This window comes from Paenibacillus sp. FSL R7-0313 (assembly GCF_037969885.1).
Classification (GTDB): domain Bacteria; phylum Bacillota; class Bacilli; order Paenibacillales; family Paenibacillaceae; genus Paenibacillus.
The window spans coordinates 1188905-1208237 of sequence record NZ_CP150219.1 but is presented as its reverse complement, the minus strand read 5'-3'; the positions used below and the strand labels follow the sequence as shown (position 1 = coordinate 1208237).

Genomic DNA, 19333 nt, shown 5'->3' with positions numbered 1-19333 from the left:
AGATATAAATGGTTAAACTACTCATTTACTGTCGAACGAACACGCCCACCCATAGCATAATGCTCATCCAACAACTAAAAAAGAGTGGTCAGTTGATCTGATCACTCTTCTAGCATTCCCTATTTCAATCCACGCAACAGTATAGGCTCGCTCGCTGAACTTCCCTTACTCCGGTTTATCAGTCAGCTTCACCGATACTTTCTCAGCTTTGCCATCCCGGTAGAAGGTCACTTCAATCGTATCCCCAATCTTCTTCTGATCGTACAGATACTTCCGCAGATCCAGCGTGGAGGTAATTTTTTGCCCATCAAATTCCGTAATGACATCATTCAGCTTCATGCCCGCATCAGATGCCGGACCGGATGCTTCCAGCACAACCACACCGCTGTCCACGTGAGATGGCAGCTTAAGATCCTTGCGCTGCTCGTCATCCAGTGGTGCATAAGGGTTGCTCAGATCGACCGTGTACACGCCCAGGTATGGACGAGATACTTTGCCGTTCAGTAGCAGGGAATCTACCGTTTTCATCACTTCGTTCATCGGAATCGCGAAACCAAGACCTTCAACGCCCGTATCCGAGATCTTCATCGTGTTGATGCCGACCACTTTGCCGTTCAGATCGACCAAAGCACCCCCGCTATTACCTTCATTAATCGCCGCATCCGTCTGGATCACGTTTTGCTCCCAGTCGTACACCCCGTCCTGATTAATCGATACAGGTAGAATACGATCCGTGTAACTGACAATACCGGATGTCAGCGTACCGCCCAGACCGAGCGGGTTCCCGATCGCCAGCACCGTTTGACCGCGCTGAAGTTTGCTGGAATCACCGATCTCCGCGACTGCACCCAGCCCTTTATCTTCTGCGGATAGTACAGCAATATCGCTCACACGGTCCTTACCGACCAGCTTCGCTTTGTGTGTCTCCCCGTCTACGGTCACAATCTCCAGATCACTCGCACCCTCCACGACGTGGTGGTTGGTCATGATATAGGCCTTGCCATCTTCCTTCTTGAAAATGACCCCTGAGCCCAGCGCCGAATCTTCCATCGACAGACTGCTACCCGTTTTATGGTTCACAATGCTCACCACGGAAGGACGAACGTGTGCTGCTGCCTGAATAATCCGATCGTATGGATCAGCTGCCTGCGCTGTCTGTGCACCGCCTCCACCACCGTTACCCGTAGCATTAGCCAGCGGTAACGAAGCGGGCTGGGTGATGAAGCTAAACAGCATGACGGTCACGATGGAGCTGATCACCGAGCTAATCACAGCTACCTTCACTGTGGAACTTATTCCCGTACGCGATCTGCGCGGATTGCTCCAGCGGTCACGTCCACGTGCTCTGCCTCCAGGGCGGATGATCTGAAGTTTGCCTTTCTGTTCAGGTTCGGCGCGTCTTGATACTTTGGTTGAATAAAAATCGTCTCCAAACAATCCCATCGTGATCCTCTCCCCTTCGTTGTCACGCATCAAGACCCTGACTGCCGCCTAAGTTGTCGCATGGTTCAACGATGGAGTTCTCACTTACACCACTCCGCCAACAGACGAACCTTCCGATCGCTGTTACTCACAAATTTTTTTGATCCCCTCTTCCAAGGTGAAAATTTGTTCCTAAAGGCGAACACTCTGTTTCTTCAGGTTTCTTCTGTCGTCTTCGTTACGTGAAGACTCCACCGGTTTCCCATGCTTTTTTGCATTTTTATAAAATGGTCTTGCATATCGCCGCATCCCGGCATCAAATCAAGATACAGCGTCTATGTACAACAGAACGGACACGCCATTCTGTCAGTGACTCTATCAATCATGCTCTCGCATTCTATGACATGCCATTTCACACGCAAAACAGCCAAAATCACAATGCTCCTCATATACTAAACACGTCAAATCACAAAAAGTTGCATATTTACGAAAATTAAAGCAAATTTCCGCTATAACGCGCTTAACAATAAAGGTCCATAGTATCTATCACCACAAAATCCGGTCCGCTAAGCGCCATTTTGGCAAATTTGAAGAACTTTTTCACCCCTGCATAGTCACAGGTTCAGCATACACGTCTCATCACACAAATGTTAGCGGCAAAAAGAGGAATGTTTTCCATCAAGCCTGACTACAATAATAGTAAAAGACAATTCGAAGCTTCATAGAGGAGGATATATATGGATCGCACGCGTACACTCACAGCCATGGATGAAGTTCATATGGCGGCCAAGCTGGCCGATCTCAAGGAAGAACACTATCGCAATACCCTTGCACTCAGCACCATCATTGAACTGCTTATTGATAAAGGCATCCTAACCCGCGAGGAAGTCGAGCGCAAAGCCGCCGAACTGGACAGCTTTATGGCTCACCCACCCTATCCCATGGCGTAGGACGGTCGTAATACGTATCACAGAGTTTGAACTCATGATCCCGATAAAAACATCCACGGCTCTCCATCGCGTCGCGCACCGACATTTTTGCCAAGTCCATCATATTATGATCTCGGCTAAGATGTGCCAGATACGTGCGCTTGATGCGTCCGTTCATCAGTTCACTAAGCGCTGCCCCTGCCGCTTCATTCGACAAATGCCCAATGTCACTCAGAATCCGGCGCTTGGTGTTCCATGGATAACGCCCCATACGCAGCAATTCGACATCATGATTCGCCTCCAGCACCAGCACGTCAGAATCGGAGATTGCATCGCGAACCTTGTCGCTCATGTACCCGAGATCCGTTGCAACAGATAGCTTCTCCGTACCATCATCAAATGTGTACCCTACCGGCTCAGCTGCATCATGCGAGATCCCGAAGGATTCCACGCGCAGTGACCCAAAATCATGTTTTTCACCTGTCTCAAATACCCTCCGGTTTTCCTCTGGAATCGCCCCAACCGACTTCTCCAGTGCCGCCCACGTATTCAGATTCGCGTAGATTGGTAAATTATATTTCCGAGACATCGCGCCTAGTCCTTTAATGTGATCGGAATGTTCATGTGTAACCAGAATCCCGTCCAGTTCTGCCCCAGAAATCTCCCTTTCCTGAAACAGTGCATCCAATCGCTTCGCACTAAGACCCGCGTCAATCATGAGAGAGGTCCCCCCATGCTGTATGACTGTGGCATTACCTGTCGAACCGCTGGATAACACGGTAAAATATATCCCCATAACGCATTACTCCCCTGGTTTGTCTGTCTTGGGACTGAAAACATCCCCACTGATGCCCTGCACGTACAACACTTCGCCACTTTCCAGCACGAACCGCCATGCCGGCATCGCTACCTGTATATCTGAATTGAACAACTGGCCGTAATAGCCCAGCTGAATATCTTTGACAATTGCATCATTTGGCAAAAAGTTCTCGATCAGCGTTCCCAGCGCCTTCGACGCCGGAAGTACCTGCTGATCGCTCTCCTCTGCGGTCGTAATCCGCACTGGAGTTTGACGGTAACCCGTTATTTTCTGGTCGCTGTAGAATAGCTCCAGACTCACATTAAAGAGCGGCCATTTGCCATCCACCAGTGGGTGAAGCACAAAAGCCCCATCCTCGGCCATCAGCTGATCCAGCCGGTATGTCCCGATCTGTGGAATCTCACGCTCTAATGCATCTTCCAGCTCACTCTGCGAGAAGATCAACTTGCTATCTACAGGCTGTTCCAGTTCCATATCCACGCCAGCCTTGTCCTCTTCAATGAACTCATAGGACAACTTCGGCAGCTTTGGCGTTTCATTTGGAATCGGAGCCAGCACCTGAATGCCCTTCTCTTCCATCGCCTGCTGTGTATTATCTGCCAGTGAGGTGAAGTCCAGATTGGCTCCGGCCGTCTCTCGCGCATCCATCCAGATCTGGTATCCCAGCACCAGATTGAGCAGCAGAAAGGCATAGATCAACACATTTTTCGCCCGTCCCCAATCCAAAACATTCCCCCCCTAACTTAGCTGCTTGCAATACTTTCTCAAGTTGCCTACACCTTCCACCGTAACTGGCCGTTTATAGCCTTTGAACTTAAAGCTATACGATAACGGAGAGGGCAGAAATAACCTGAAGAAGCGGAGCGTTCGCCTTTACCACCAGATTTCTCCCGTGTTAAAAGGGAATTCAAGAAATCTGGGGGTAACAGCGATCGGAAGGTTATTCTGCACGCGTAGTGATAAAGTACAGCTACTCTTTGGTTCAAAGACTATAACCTATCAAGATACGGTAGTTTCCTCACCATTTCCGAATCGAATCACCCAGACCGGGATCAGCTTCAGTCCATCCTCGATCGAAGAAGGACGATAAGCCGGATATACATCCACGACCTGACGATTCTCACCTGCGACCTTTTTAATAAGAGCCTTCAGCTTGTCTCCGCCAGGCAACTTGACCGATTTCTTCGTCTCTGCACCTTCGTTCAGGTATTCCAGCGATCGTTCATAGCTGGATACCGTCTCTTGCTGCATCTCCATGCTGATTGTGCCAAAGCGGAACTGCATGGAATCCATAATCGGGTAGCTGCCGTAATACTGCTGGAATTCAAGCCGTGTCTTGCTGTCGGCGGTCCCCAGCATCATGCGTGACCGGCCTTTCCAGCCACCATGCTGATTCACAAAATCAACCGCAGACAACGCATCCTTCGCGGGATCAATCTGCCCCGCAGGCGGTGCGGCCGGGTCGGTGTAGCTGATCCAGCGTTGTTCCTGTTTCACCTGCAGACTACGTTTACTGTCCGTGTAGATCTCCGATCCATCTTTTTCCCGGATGTTCCGGGTCATGCTTGGATCAAAGAACAGACTACGCTGCATCTGCTCAACCGTGAACTGACCTGTCGGCACATCGGCTTCAATCGTCTCCAGAGCTTCCGCCGGGATATAATACCCGCCGTCCATCAACGTATATGGCGTCCAGTTCGTACCGAAGTCAACATGCTGTTGCACGTCTTGTACTGTCAGGTCCGCCTGCGTTGCTTCGTACACCACGTCTCCCTTGGCGCTGAAGAACAGCGCATGGGCCTTCGTTTCATTTTTGGACGTATAGATCGAAATGCGGTTAATCGTCTCCCCTTGGAATAAGGAATCCGTCCCAAGCCTCATCACCCGCTGTAATAAAGCTACGGGAATACCTTCTTTGAACGATAACTCAAACCCGGGGTTCTCCTTGCGAATCTGATCCCAGTTCACCGATTGCACACTGCGGCGCTGAAAATCATCGAACGCCCGCCCCTGTAACCTTGAATAGATCAACTGATAGAACGTATTGCCAGGGTAAAACACCGTATGTTTATCCTCACCCAGATGAATAATCATCTGATCGGGGAAGATCAATTCTTCAATATTGCGTTCCTGACCCATATTTTCCGTCTTCACATAATTCGTCTCTGACGTCACGATGGAATCCCCGCCTCCGGGCAAACGGTAGATCAGGAAATAACTCTGAACCAGACTGGCTACAACAAGGGCAGCAAGCACCAAGGATTTAATCCGTTCCTTCACGGTGCTCACCCCCTTTCTCACGCATCGGCAGTGTGAACGTTACTGTCGTGCCCACGTCTACCTCAGACTCCAGAGAGATGCTACCATCATGCGCCTTCACAATTTCCCGGGCAATGGACAGTCCTAATCCTGTGCCTCCCATACTGCGGGAACGAGCCTTGTCCACCCGATAAAATCGCTCAAAAATGCGATCCAGATCGCGCTGTGGGATACCCATTCCGGTATCCGATACCGAGATGGCAAGTGCATGTTCATCACTGCGTCTAGCTGCAATCGTAATGGTGCCGCCTTCCAATGTATATTTCAGCGCATTAGACACGACATTATCCAGCACCTGATCAATCTGATCGCGATCCAGCGGAACAGCCGGAATATCATTCTCTACAGACAGCACAGGCTGAATATCCTTCTGATGCATCTGGAACGAGAATCGATCCGTCACTTCCTCCAGCATTTCCAGGATGTCTGTTGGCTGTTTACGTAGCAAAGCCTCTTTGGAATCAAGCCGCGATAAATGCAGCAGATCCGTAACAAGTCGTATCATTCGCTCCGTCTCGTTCTGAATAACACCCACGAAACGACCGGCAAGCTGCGGATCTTCCAGTGCACCGTCATCCAGTGCTTCCGCGTAACTCTTGATCGTAGTCAGTGGTGTGCGCAGTTCATGGGATACATTGGCCACGAATTCACGCCGGGATGCCTCAAGCTCTTCCTGCTCGGTAACATCCTGAAGTACGGCAATCGTTCCCGTGATTCCCCGTTCACGCCGATGAACCGGTGTGAACGTCATTCGAATGACCACAGGCTCTTCTTGTCCTGCGGGTGCAATCTGCAGCAACGTTGAACCTGTGAAACCACTCGCGAGAGCTTCCGCATCCTCCGGATCAATGCCGAGTAATATGGCAAAGTGTCTTCCTTCAATATCCGCAGGATGCATACCCAGAATGCTGCTGGCACGACGGTTTACGAGAATGACTTTACCATACTCATCCGTAGCTACCACACCATCACTCATATTCGTCAGAATGGAAGTCAACTTCTCCTTCTCCTCTTCATTCAGTGAAAGTGCATCCCGAAGCCTGCTGGTCATATAGTTAAAAGCCCGACTGAGCTGACCAATCTCATCCGTGCCAAATACAGGTGTCTGCTGATCAAAGTTACCTTCTGCGACCGCTGTCGCTCTCCGAGTCACTTCCTTAATCGGCTGCGTTATCGTATGGGACAAGATCACGCCAAGTACCGCCGTTAACACCAAGGCAATCAAAATGCCGGAGATAAAGATTTTGTTGATTCCCTCCATCGTGGAATACAGCTCGTTCATGGACGCCGCGATGTAGACCGCGCCAATGATCTTGCCGCCGGATAGCACCGGCTTGGCGACGACCTTTTTGCGAACATTATCCTCGTCCACGATATATTCCTCATTGTCACGAATGCCTTGCAGCGCACGGCTGACCACGGTTTGGGTGTTTTTGCGCCCCACATAATCCGAATGTGAACTTAGCGAGGTCGTGAGTACCTTGCCGCTGGCATCCAACACCTGAATCTCGGCACCGTTAATGTTGAACAGGTTGTTCACCAGTACACGCAGATTTTCCGTTTTGTCCTCGCCGGCCTCTGCTTCTCCACCCGCCATCGTCTCCCCCACGAGAACCGACAGCATTTCCGCACGCGCCTGCAAGTCTTCCGTAAAGTTGCTCGTTAGTGAGTTCTTCATCGCGCTCACAAAATAAACCCCGATCAATTGCATCGCAATCAGAATCAGCAGTACATAGATAATGATCAATTTCGCCTGAATCGTTCGGAAGAACGAGAATCGCGCGAATCGGCCCATTATATCCCCACGCTTTTGGCACTGCGCACGAGATAACCGAGCCCGCGGCGTGTCAGAATCGTTTCCGGTTTGCTCGGATTCTCCTCAATCTTCTCACGCAGACGACGAATCGTAACATCCACGGTACGTACATCGCCGAAATATTCATATCCCCACACCGCTTGCAGCAGATGTTCCCGTGTCATAACCTTGCCGGAATGCTTCGCCATATAATAGAGAAGTTCGTACTCACGGTGGGTCAGATCGAGCGGTTCCCCGCCTTTGTAAGCCGTATACATGTCCATATCAAAAGCCAGATCAAACAGCCGCATGACCTGCTTCTCTTCGTCTTCGTGCGCTTCTGCCGTAATCGCAAGTTTTTGCCGTCTGCGCATCTGTGCCTTCACCCGTGCAAGCAGCTCACGCGTACTAAATGGCTTCGTCACGTAATCATCCGCACCCAATTCGAGCCCGAGCACCTTGTCGATCTCGCCATCTTTGGCGGTAAGCATGATGATCGGCATCTCCAGATGAGCGCGCACCTCACGACATACATCCATACCATCCTTGCCCGGGAGCATCAGATCCAGCAGCATCAGATCCGGTTTCTCGGATAACGCCAGTTCAACCGCACGAATGCCATCAAATGCACAGATGACCTCGTACCCCTCTTTTTCCAAATTAAACTTCAGAATGTCCGCGATGGGCTGTTCATCGTCCACCACCAAAATCTTCCCCTGCATCGGCTAAGTTCACCCCTATATCCTGCTTAATCCGCGTTAGCGTTTATATCTCTCTTCTATGTTTAGCTTGTACCAAGCCTGCTTGATTGGTTTCTCTAATATAAGTTGAACTAAAGAATATTTACTCTCATACTACGATGACAGAACAACCTTCCAATCGCTGTTATCCCCAGATTTTTTCGATTCCCTTTTCTCAAGGGAAAATCCGGGGATAAAGGCGAACGCTTCGCTTTTTCAGGTTTTTTCTGTCCTCTCCGTTATCGTAAAAATAATTAGTTCAACTTATATAGCTTGTTGTTTATATTCTCTAGTTTAACATACCTGAAGCACCGTCACATCCCGATCAGGGGCTTGGAAGGTCTTTCATCTGAAAATTTTTTACAGCAGCAAAAAACAAGGCCAGCATTATAGCCAACCTTGCTCTATTTAAGCTCTATATTAGTTCAGATACGTTAACGGATTTTCTACCGTTCCATTCTTAATAATCTCAAAATGCAGATGTGTTCCAGTCGAACGACCCGTGTTGCCCATAACGCCGATACTCTCGCCTTTTTCAACCACTTGTCCAACCTTAACGCCAATGCTGTTCAAATGCCCATACAGTGTTTCGTATCCGTTACGGTGGTTAATAATGATGACATTACCATAACCGCTTTTCTGTCCTGCAAAAGTAATTACACCCTCATCAGACGCTTTCACATCGCGGTTACCTACCAGATCGACACCTTTGTGTTGACGACCCCAGCGTTGTCCAAAGCTGCTGCTCATCGTTGCATTTGATACCGGCCAAGCAAATTCACCTGTGCCCTCACCAACCACTTTTGTTCCGCTAAGGACTACTTCAGTTACAGCTGCTTTAATCACTTCCTGACCAAGCCACTCTTCCTGAACCACTTCACCATTTTCTTTCGTTATACGGTACTGCATGCTTTTTAAGCCACTTTGTCCTGGGCGCACGACTTTAGTTGTACCAGCTTTCAACTCGGCACTTTTGCGCACTTCCACTTGTGGTTTGATCTCAATCTGTTCAACAACCTGCTCAACCGATTTAACGGTTACCGCCGGTTTCGGAACGGTCAAGGTCAGTTCGTCTCCGATTTGAAGCGACGTTTCCTTGATGCCCGGATTATGCTGGCGAATCTCGCTTTGTGTAATTTCATACTTGGCAGCGATCGAAGAGATCGTATCTCCTTCACGAACCACATAAGTTACAGGCGCGTCTTTACCAACGGTTAAAGCTTTAACCGCCTCGGACACATCCCATATTTTGTTTGGATCAGCCTTCACCACATCTGTCGCTACATCTTCCTTGATGCCTACCGACTTCAGGGTTGTGCTAGGTCCCTCATCTTTCTTCGAGGAGTTAGCCGATACCGACTTCGTCTTAAGCGAACTTCGCACAGCCGATGCCGATATGTATTTGCTCTGCACTTGTTCCAGGATTGCATCCGCTGTTGCCTGATCCTTCACAATACCAATGACTTCACCGTCTACCTTGAGCTCCACACCTTTGGCGTAGGCTGTCAGCATGTCACCCAGTTTGTCCAGCGTTTCGTCACTGTTCACTTCAGGTTTGTACGCTCTTACCGTTTCGGTTGTGATACCATCCGTGTTCAGCACCATCTCTGCATCCGGATATTTATGTTGATATTCCTCAGTTTTGTCTGTAAATAGTTGTTGTAATTGTGCCTCATCTGCAATGGTACCAATCTCGCTACCTTTAACCATGACTTTATAGTACGGTACGGTGTTTGCAGTAACGTATTGTTTGCCTGCGAACCCAAGCGATGCTGCGATGAATACACCACATGCTGCTGTAATGATCCATTTGCGCGAGGCCAGAACGCGCTTCTTATTCACACTGAAGGTGGACATGCTCATGTTGTTTTTGTCTTCGGCCGTCCGGTGTTCCCCGGATTGTTCGTGTACCCGGTCTTTGCCCGGTTGGCGTATGCCTCTGAAACCTTTCATGATTCTCTCCTTTTCAGCACTTCTCAGTTCGCATTTCTGTCAAGACATCACCCATCGTGTCTGTCCCATGCTCGTTGATACTTGTATTGGGTGTCCGCAAAATCAGGACTTTAGCTGCGCTCGTAAAAGTGTCAAAATTTTAACCTTTTATCACACCCGTATACTTTAACACAGGTTTTACACTCATTTCAACTCTATACGTCACACCGCAAAGCCACGCCCCGCTTGGTTTCCCTGAATTATCCATAAGATAGCACGGCTGGTCCATCACCCATTATGCCTCAACATCCGCTGTACTATGTACTTTTGTTCGCAAATTAAGACTAGGTTCTAAGACCCAGTGAAATATGCTTTATTTTTCATAAAAATACAAATAAAATCCCTCATCAGATCAACTCTGATAAGGGATTACGTAAACAACCTGATTGTGGTTTATCTTAAACTGGATTTCATCCCATGCCACAATAGAAATTAACTTTTATGTCTCTATTCTTTGACTGCAAGAATTACAAATCGCTTCTGCTGTACTTCCCAGAATCCATTGTGCTCCATCTCCGTATGAATATACATTAATGGCTCACGGAACTGTTCTACCTTGAAATCAGGTACTTGCCACGGGATGGTCTTTAGATAATAGACCAGTGCCCCTATATCATAGAAACGCTGCGCGGGAGTTGCTTCCCGTTGCTCCAGAATACGGAATCCACACTGTTCCAGCTGAAGAACAGCACGATCCAGCTCCCATCCAGCGTAATCCACGGGCATAGGAATGCCGAGCCGATCATTGATCTCCCTGCAATCTGACCAACCTACCTGTTGAGTCAGAAACAGTCCACCTACCGATAGAATCCGCCTAACTTCCTGCTCATCATACGACTCATGCCGATTAAGAATCAGATCGAATTCCCCGTCTACAAAAGGAAGTTGCGAATCATCAGTCACCGGAAGCACCTTCACACCGAGCGGCTGTAATCGTTCCTCTGCAATCGGTATATTCGGAAGATAACCTTCGGTCGCACATGTGTATGGAGGAAGCGGAAAGAGTCTGGACAGCATTTCTCCTCCACCCGTCCCCATGTCGAGCATTCGCTCTGTCTGATTCATCAATCGGCGCGCCATCGTTCCATAGGACCAAGGCAACATTCCGCTCTGAAGTCGCTCACTCCCTGTTACATAGCTAAAATCCCAGCCACTAAACGGCTGATCCGCCTCTTGCAACCCTTGCTCGTATCGCTCATTCGTCGCCTCGGTAAACTTTTTTACTGATGGTTCTGAATTAGAATGATATAAGTTCATGTCCAATACAACCTCCAATTCGTGTATTCATAAACAAAATCCATCGGATCTCTTGAATGCACCTATGAAAGGAGGTCCACGAATTGGATTGGAGGTTTCTGCAATGTTGCCTGAACGTTTTTATATGTTGTGCTCTTTACCTTTATATTTCATACACTGTTCCCTCCTACAGGCATTTCCAGTATTTATTTAAATAAATTATATTCAATCACCATCGACAAGTCCATTACATTATGAATCAGGCGATACCCGTCTATGAGTACGCCTGCTTTACCTACCAATCTTATTCTGTTTGCAGTACTTCCATCAGGTTGTCGTACTCTTCACTGGTCAGGTACTTCGAGATCACCTGTTCAATCTCACGCAGTTCCTGTTCCGTTAGGCCACCTTCCATGGCGCCTGAGATCTGTTGCATTTCTTTCTGTGGCAGCTTGTTCATGAGCAGGCTGAAGATTTTTTCTTTCTCCTCTGCTGGCAGCTTGTCCTTCGCTCCTGTGATGTCATCCGGCGATACTACAATGGCGTCACTGCCTGAAGAAGCACCGCCGCTGGTCGATCCGGTTCCGTTCCCCGAAGCTGAACCACTACCCTGATCTGTTCCTGATTCATTACCCGTGCCCGTATCCGTCCCATTGCCTGCACTTGTGCCTGAGTTTGATCCTACGGTCGTATCTGTACCTGAACCTTCCCCTGTGCCCTCGTTTGAACCACTCCCTTGGGACGCATTGTTGCCTGCATCTACGTCAGATTGACCGCTCTCTGTCCCGTTCCCCATAACTGAAACAGCATCTTCCGGAACCTGCTCTTCGTCCGCTCCTGTCGGCTGATCTGTCTTCCCATTTCCCGATTTATTCCCCTCGCTGGTTTTACCGCCCAAGGCACCTTGGAACATGGCGGTTAACCCCATGGGTTGACCTTCCCACTGAATATTGAAACTCGCGAGTAGCGACTTCGCATATGACTGTACAATTAATCCGGTCGTGAGCAGTGTTAATGAACTGACCAGCACCACGGTTAGCAAGATTTTAACAAACCACACAAGCAACTTCATTCCGTTCTCTCCCTCCGATTATCCCACCCGTCTAACATGCGCATGTCGGGGTCTGTGACTCTACTGTTAACCAGTATTGACGGAAATCTCGGGATTATATCCGATAAACATACAAAAAACCTCCAGTCATCGCTATAAAAGCAACAACTGGAGGCTTAACATGCCTAAGTCAGCAGAGGATTCTATTTTATAATTCTAGAAACAATCTCTCTATTTCTTCGATTACTCGTAGATTGGAAGTACTTGATTCGTTTGCTCACGGTTACGACCAACGGAGAAGATGGCAATTGGAATGCCTGTCAGTTCGGAAACACGTTTTACATAATTCTGTGTGTTCACTGGCAGGTCTTCAAGTTTCTTCGCTCCAGTGATATCTTCGCTCCAACCTGGCATCTCTTCGTATACCGCTTCACATTCTGCCAGCATTTTGAGGCTTGCCGGATAGTGTGTGATAACCTCGCCGCGGAATTTGTATCCTGTGCAGATTTTTACCGTTTCCAGACCTGTCATTACGTCCAGAGAGTTCAGGGATAGACCTGTGATTCCACTGACACGACGCGCGTGGCGAACAACAACACTATCGAACCAACCTACACGACGTGGACGTCCAGTTACCGTACCGTACTCATGTCCAGTCTCACGGATTTGGTCACCGATTGCATCATGCAATTCCGTAGGGAATGGGCCATCTCCTACACGGGTTGTGTAAGCTTTCGCTACCCCAATGACTTGCTGAATACGAGCCGGGCCTACGCCAGAACCGATACATACGCCACCTGCGGACGGATTGGATGATGTAACAAATGGATAAGTTCCTTGATCAAGGTCCAACATAACGCCTTGTGCGCCTTCAAACAATACCTTTTTGTCCTCATCAATATATTCGTTCAGAACAACGGATGTATCACGTACGTAAGGACGCAGAATTTCAGCATATCCGAGGTAATCTTGCAGAATCTCTTCAACATCAACAGGCTGGCCGCCGTAGACTTGCTCGATGACGCGGTTCTTTTCTTTAACCAGATGACGCAGTTTCAGTTCGAAATCTTCAGCATCCAGCAGGTCAACCATCCGAATACCAATACGGGCTGATTTGTCCATGTAACATGGGCCAATTCCTTTGCCAGTCGTACCGATTTTGTTCGGACCTTTGCTCTCTTCTTCGAGTGCATCCAGTACCATGTGATATGGCAGGATGATATGTGCACGCTCACTGATGGACAGGTTCTTCGTTGTGAAATCATTGTCATGAATATAGTTAATTTCTTCGATGAGTGCCTTCGGGTTGATAACCATTCCGTTACCAATAACACACGCTTTATCCGTGTAGAAAATCCCTGATGGAATCATCGTCAGTTTATATTTTTTGTTATCAATCAGAATTGTATGACCCGCATTGTTACCACCTTGATAACGAGCCACCACATCAGCGCTCTCCGCCAAATAATCCGTGATTTTGCCTTTTCCTTCGTCTCCCCATTGCGTTCCCACTACAACTACCGTTGACATAGTTAACATTCCTCCGTGGGTGCCTTGCGCACCTTTGTATTGGTCTGTCCGTCCTCTATCCCGGCAGGCATGTTACGCAATAAACCGACTGAGAAGCGTGCTAACGGACAGTAAAAATGTCCTTCCGTTACATTCAAGGGAAGGTTTGCGCTGCTTTAACGCAGCAGTATTAGTGTACCAGTACCCTTTTTCAAAGTCAAATCAAATGGCGAACAATTAGATATAGTACAACTGTAATGTTCGGGATTTACCCACTATTTCGACACAAAAAACCGGAGACATCAGTCCAAGCTTGCTTGACTGCTATCACCGGTTCAAGGATACCCATTTCAATGTGAATCTATATCTGGTATTTATAAGAGATGTTTGAGTTTAGTGGCTCTAATGGTTGATCTTCGGGACAGACGATTTTGCTTCATGACCAAAGCCGTCAGCACCTGCCCGTTACATCGCGAAGGCGTCATTGTGCGCCCTCTCGTAATTGACGAATTTATTAAAGTTTTTCAGGAAGACCAGTTCCACCGTACCTACCGGACCGTTACGCTGTTTAGCGATAATGATCTCGATAATATTTTTCTTCTCGGTCTCTTGGTTGTAGTAGTCATCCCGGTACAGGAACGCTACGATGTCGGCATCTTGCTCGATCGAACCCGATTCCCGCAAGTCACTCATCATCGGACGTTTGTCCTGACGTTGCTCTACACCCCGGCTCAGCTGGGACAAGGCAATAACCGGAACTTCCAGTTCCCGGCCAATCTGTTTCAGTGTACGTGAAATCTCGGATACCTCTTGTTGACGGTTCTCCCCTGCTTTACCACGTCCACTAATCAGTTGAAGATAGTCGATCAGGATCATGCCAAGGCCTTTCTCTTTCTTCAGGCGACGGCATTTGGCACGAATATCCGCTACGGTAATCCCTGGCGTATCATCTATGAAGATGTTGGCTTCTGACAAAGCTGCAATACCCATCGTCAGCTTCTGCCAGTCTTCATCACCCTTGAAATCACCCATACGCATCACGCTGGCATCCAGGTTGGCTTCCGCACAGATCATACGTTGCACCAGCTGGGCGGCTGACATCTCCAGACTGAAGATGGCTACCGTCTCCTGTGCCCGAATGGCAACGTTCTGAGCGATATTCAGGGCAAAGGCCGTCTTACCTACGGAAGGACGGGCCGCTACAATGATCAAGTCACTGCGCTGGAATCCGGCAGTCATTTTGTCCAGATCGATGAACCCGGACGGAATACCTGTCGTTGTACCCTTATTCTGATGAAGTGTTTCCACACGATCAAATACTTCCATCAGTACATCCTGAATGGCTATAAAACCACTACTGGAGCGACGGTTGGAGATCTCCAGAATGCGACGTTCAGCTTCTCCAAGCATCGCTGCAACATCTTCGCCGCCTGTATATCCTTCACTCACGATCTGTGTTGCCGTACGAATCAGGCGACGCAGCATCGATTTCTCTTCGATAATCTGAGCGTAATAGTCTACGTTCGCGGCTGTAGGTACACCATGGGCTAGCTTAGCCAGATAACTAACGCCCCCGATGTCCTCCAGCTCACCTTTATCCTTCAGAAGCGAAGTCAGTGTCACGAGGTCAATCGGTTGATTTCCCTCACCAAGCTGGATCATCGCTTCAAAGATTAATTGATGGGGCTTATCATAGAAATCCTCGGTTTGCACCCGTTCCATCGCTGTAATCAGGGCCTCGCCCTGCAACAGGATTGCACCCAGCACGGCCTGTTCGGCTTCCAGGTTCTGCGGGGGAATCCGGTCGAATAACATTTCTCCGCCCATCTTACTCTTCCGTTACCTGTACCTTCAAGGTTGCCTTCACTTCAGGGTGAACCTTGACAGTTACTTGTGTTACGCCGAGTGTACGAATAGGCTCGTCCAGCTCAATTTTGCGTTTGTCTACTTTCAGACCCTTTTTAGACAAAGCTTCTGCGATCTGTTTGCTGGTAATGGCGCCGAACAGACGACCACCTTCGCCGGACTTGGCTTTCAGTTCAGTCACTTCTGCTTCCAGCTTTTTCGCAAGTGCTTCCGCTTCCGTTTTCTCTTCCTGCTTGATTCTTTCTTCAGCTGCCTTCTGGTTATCCAGTGTCTTCATGTTGCCGTCCGTTGCCAGACGTGCGATTCCCCGTGGCAATAGGAAGTTCTGTGCGTAACCCTCAGATACTTCTTTCACTTGCCCTTTCTTGCCTTGACCCTTCATATCTTTTATAAAAATGACTTTCATTCGAACAGCCCCTCTTCCTTTTCGATTTCAGCCAGTACGTTCGTCAGCCGTTTTTCTGCCTCTCCAAGCGTTCCTTCAAGCTGCACGGCAGCATTCGTCAAATGTCCGCCACCGCCCAGTCGTTCCATGACAACCTGAACATTCATGCGCCCCAGCGATCTCGCGCTGATGCCAATCAGTCCATCCGGACGCTCACTAATCACAAATGAAGCGACCACGTCAGTCATGTTCAGCAATGTGTCCGCCACCTGGGCGATCATCATCTGTGAAATCTTGCTGCCAGGGTCTGTGACCGCCAGCGCAATGTTCCCGTATACCATTTTAGCATGCTTTATGATTTCTGCCTTAGCAATATATTCTGACAGATCCTCTTTCATCAACCGCTGGATCATAATGGTGTCCGCACCGCTACGGCGCAAGAAGCCTGCCGCTTCGAACGTTCTGGACCCCGTGTGCAGTGCAAAATGCTTCGTATCCACCGTAATCCCGGCAAGTAGAGCCGTAGCTTCTAGCGGAGTGAATTGTACCTTGTCATGAATGTATTGCAAGAGTTCGGTTACCAATTCGGCAGCAGAAGACGCATAAGGTTCCAGATAGATCAACACTGCGTCATTGATGAACTCTTCGCCCCGGCGATGGTGATCCACAACTACGACACGGGTAGCAGACTGTACCAGTTTCGGTTCCATGGTCATGGAGGCCTTATGGGTATCCACTACCACCAGCAACGTGTGCTCGGTCATCATCTGGGTTGCCTGTTCCGGTGATACAAATGCTTTGGACAACTTCTCATCCTTGTTCACTTGCTCCATCATGCGTTCAATCGATGGATTAATTCCATCCAAAACAATCCGTGCTTCCACATTGTACAGACTGGCCGCTTTCCACACTCCGATGGATGCGCCGATCGCGTCCATATCCGGAATTTTGTGCCCCATGATGAGCACCCGATCGCTCTCCTGCATGAGATCACGCAGCGCGTGCGCAATAACGCGGGCTCTTACCCGTGTCCGTTTCTCCACTGCGTTAGACTTACCGCCATAGAAAGACAGGCGTTGTCCGGACTTCACGGCAGCCTGATCACCACCACGTCCAAGCGCCATGTCCAGACTGGACTGTGCCAGTTCTCCCATCTCGCTGATGCTATCCGATCCAAACGCCAGTCCGACACTGAGTGTCATTGGCACTTTGAGGTCAGCAGTCATCTCCCTAACTTCATCCAAAATGACAAATCGGCTCTGCTCCAGTTCCTGCAAAGACTTATGATTCAGCATCAACAGATAACGATCAGAAGACAGACGGCGCAGGTACACTTCGTACCGCTTGGCCCATGACGTAATCTCGCTAGTCACACGGGCAATCAGCGCTGTACGCTGTTGATCGTCCATGCCTTGGGCAGCCTCGTCCAGATTATCAAGAACGAGAATTCCCAATGCAAGGCGTTCATTTTCATATTTATCACGAAGAATGGCTAGCTCTGTAATCTCGTATACATATACATACCGCTCCTGCGGGTTATGAATAACTCCATAATGCCGATCATCCAACTGGAATTCGTCATGCAACTCCTTGGATGAATGTTCCTTCGTCCCATCCTTCTTCTCTTTAGGCTGAGGAAGTTTGGGAAACAAATTAAGTAGCGGATTACCCACCATTGTCTTCTCCTGGAACATCTCCGCGACAAAGCGGTTATGCCACTCTACCGTACGATCTTCGCTGTACAGCACAATTCCGAATGGAAGCATGCTGACCGCTTCCCCCTCCATCCGTTTGATCCGAATAGATAGGCCATTAATGTAGTCGTTAAGCTCACGGCGGAACGCGAGCTCCGCCTTAATCATGACGATTCCCAGCGCCGAAGCCAGTATCAGACTAATCAAACCAAGCGTCCAGTTATAAATGGTAACGAACATAACGAGCAACAGCAGCAGTATGAACGCCCATACGGTATAGTAGCCGTGCCAGCGTTTCTTCAGAAATTTAGGCATGACTCATCACCCTATCGTTTTGATTTCGATATTGCCTCACGAAGCGGGAATGCCAGATCGATAATTCCGATAATCCGAAGCGGACCAATGAAGAAGACCGCAGCCGCCAGGAAATATGGTATAACCGGATTCCATTTCTTTGTATGTGAGAGAAAGAAGAAGAAACCGATCGCTTGAATCATGAAGCCCAGATTAATTAACGGGGACAGATTCATGGCAATCATGGTCCAGTATGTTCCATCACTTTGTCTGGAGATCACTTCAATCAACAGTGCGAGGAAATAATACCAGATCAACGCACGCGGCATACGCCATTCTCTCGCTGGTGGAAGTTTCGATACCACCACACCCATCACGTTCAGAATCGGACGAGCAATGGCGTGTGTAATGAAGGCCATTACCATCGATGTAACAACGAGAGCAAACGGAATCATAAGCTGTGTTTGTTTGGCAACATCCTCGGTCATCTCAGGTGTCCATGCAAACCCGTTGATCATCTGATTCGATGTATTGGTTAACGGTTCAATGGTCAATTTGACCACATCTTCAATATAACTGGACAGGTCGAATTGGAAAATGACACTGCCGACCAAGAGCAACAACAAGTATTCTGCCAACATCATTCCACTTCCCGCCATCAGGGCGAACAGGGCCGATTTGCGTGTTTTATACGCGTGACCCATAACGATCGCAGGCAGGGTAAAGATGAGTAATAGTAACAGATAGATGGGGTGGAATACGACCAAAATAACGGCTACGGGCACGAGATGCCATATAAATGATTTTAAAGATAATGAAGCATACAAAATAACTCCCGGAATCATCATAAAAAATATGGCAAGTACCGATAAAGGAGTTAACAGCGAAAGTAGCAAGAGCAGATAAACTGCGCTCCAAACAGCTGATTTAAAGCTAAATTTCAACAAATTCACCTCTTACGCATATGATCTTCTAGCGAGGAAATATCCTGGTACCAGTCTTCAAGCTGGTGACCTTCCTGTTTATGCTTTTTCAACTTCTCAACTAGCAGTGCATCCAGATCCTTGAAAGGAATACCGAGCCTGCGGCCCAATATGTAACTACTCATAATCAAACTGGCAAGACTGTCCCCGATTCGAGTTGTACTGCCTTCCCATAACGCCTTGAATAATCGGGATACCTGATCAAGCACTTCGGTTTTCAGCCATTCAATCACTTTAGCGCGTTTGGCTACATCCAGTTCTTTAGGCATTTGGCGAAAGTCACTCTCCCCCGAAAAAG

The 19333-nt window shown here is 48.5% G+C and carries 16 protein-coding genes; 1 reads left to right on the top strand and 15 read right to left on the bottom strand.

Features of this window, described 5'->3' with window-relative positions:
* Nucleotides 1-165: 165 nt before the first annotated feature.
* Nucleotides 166-1443 carry a trypsin-like peptidase domain-containing protein gene (locus NSQ38_RS05395; RefSeq protein WP_338589613.1) on the bottom strand — a complete coding sequence of 426 codons (1278 nt, stop codon included), beginning with the start codon at nt 1441-1443 and terminating at the stop codon, nt 166-168.
* A 716-nt stretch (nt 1444-2159) separates the two neighbouring features.
* On the opposite strand from NSQ38_RS05395, the gene NSQ38_RS05390 reads away from it, so the two are divergent.
* Nucleotides 2160-2372: a hypothetical protein gene (locus tag NSQ38_RS05390; RefSeq protein WP_036611899.1), complete on the top strand. Its 213-nt coding sequence runs from the start codon at nt 2160-2162 to the stop codon at nt 2370-2372.
* Here the strand turns inward: NSQ38_RS05390 and NSQ38_RS05385 are convergent.
* The 14 genes from NSQ38_RS05385 to NSQ38_RS05320 form a co-directional block, all read right to left on the bottom strand.
* Nucleotides 2341-3147, bottom strand: coding sequence for an MBL fold metallo-hydrolase (locus tag NSQ38_RS05385; protein ID WP_036671861.1), 807 nt, complete (start codon nt 3145-3147; stop codon nt 2341-2343). The two genes, NSQ38_RS05390 and NSQ38_RS05385, sit on opposite strands and share 32 nt — an antisense overlap.
* 6 nt (nt 3148-3153) lie before the next feature.
* On the bottom strand, nt 3154-3897 hold the full coding sequence (gene yycI, locus NSQ38_RS05380) for a two-component system regulatory protein YycI (protein ID WP_036612041.1): 744 nt from the start codon (nt 3895-3897) through the stop codon (nt 3154-3156).
* 273 nt (nt 3898-4170) lie between these two features.
* Nucleotides 4171-5451, bottom strand: a complete 1281-nt coding sequence (gene yycH, locus NSQ38_RS05375; RefSeq protein WP_338589617.1) for a two-component system activity regulator YycH — start codon at nt 5449-5451, stop codon at nt 4171-4173.
* Entirely contained in the window at nt 5435-7285 is a 1851-nt protein-coding gene (gene walK / locus NSQ38_RS05370; protein WP_036671863.1) for a cell wall metabolism sensor histidine kinase WalK, read from the bottom strand. Before walK ends, yycH begins: the two co-directional genes overlap by 17 nt.
* Nucleotides 7285-8007, bottom strand: a complete 723-nt coding sequence (gene yycF, locus NSQ38_RS05365) for a response regulator YycF (RefSeq protein WP_017691453.1) — start codon at nt 8005-8007, stop codon at nt 7285-7287. Before yycF ends, walK begins: the two co-directional genes overlap by 1 nt.
* Before the next feature lie 438 nt (nt 8008-8445).
* Nucleotides 8446-9978 carry a peptidoglycan DD-metalloendopeptidase family protein gene (locus tag NSQ38_RS05360; RefSeq protein ID WP_091035266.1) on the bottom strand — a complete coding sequence of 511 codons (1533 nt, stop codon included), beginning with the start codon at nt 9976-9978 and terminating at the stop codon, nt 8446-8448.
* 486 nt (nt 9979-10464) lie between these two features.
* Nucleotides 10465-11274, bottom strand: coding sequence for an SAM-dependent methyltransferase (locus tag NSQ38_RS05355; RefSeq protein ID WP_339787505.1), 810 nt, complete (start codon nt 11272-11274; stop codon nt 10465-10467).
* Nucleotides 11275-11557: 283 nt separating this feature from the next.
* Nucleotides 11558-12325: a hypothetical protein gene (locus tag NSQ38_RS05350; RefSeq protein ID WP_249913155.1), complete on the bottom strand. Its 768-nt coding sequence runs from the start codon at nt 12323-12325 to the stop codon at nt 11558-11560.
* Nucleotides 12326-12547: 222 nt separating this feature from the next.
* Nucleotides 12548-13834 carry an adenylosuccinate synthase gene (locus NSQ38_RS05345; protein ID WP_036671866.1) on the bottom strand — a complete coding sequence of 429 codons (1287 nt, stop codon included), beginning with the start codon at nt 13832-13834 and terminating at the stop codon, nt 12548-12550.
* Between the two features lie 444 nt (nt 13835-14278).
* On the bottom strand, nt 14279-15640 hold the full coding sequence (gene dnaB / locus NSQ38_RS05340) for a replicative DNA helicase (protein ID WP_036611922.1): 1362 nt from the start codon (nt 15638-15640) through the stop codon (nt 14279-14281).
* Between the two features lies 1 nt (nt 15641).
* The gene (gene rplI / locus NSQ38_RS05335) at nt 15642-16085 is read right to left on the bottom strand and encodes a 50S ribosomal protein L9 (RefSeq protein WP_133386402.1); all 444 of its coding nucleotides are present in this window, start codon (nt 16083-16085) and stop codon (nt 15642-15644) included.
* Nucleotides 16082-18073 carry a DHH family phosphoesterase gene (locus tag NSQ38_RS05330; protein WP_076252179.1) on the bottom strand — a complete coding sequence of 664 codons (1992 nt, stop codon included), beginning with the start codon at nt 18071-18073 and terminating at the stop codon, nt 16082-16084. The genes rplI and NSQ38_RS05330 overlap by 4 nt, the downstream gene beginning before the upstream one ends.
* A gap of 11 nt (nt 18074-18084) precedes the next feature.
* Nucleotides 18085-19005, bottom strand: coding sequence for a DUF2232 domain-containing protein (locus NSQ38_RS05325; protein WP_243391271.1), 921 nt, complete (start codon nt 19003-19005; stop codon nt 18085-18087).
* Nucleotides 19002-19304 carry a MazG-like family protein gene (locus NSQ38_RS05320; protein WP_036611930.1) on the bottom strand — a complete coding sequence of 101 codons (303 nt, stop codon included), beginning with the start codon at nt 19302-19304 and terminating at the stop codon, nt 19002-19004. The genes NSQ38_RS05325 and NSQ38_RS05320 overlap by 4 nt, the downstream gene beginning before the upstream one ends.
* Nucleotides 19305-19333: the final 29 nt, after the last annotated feature.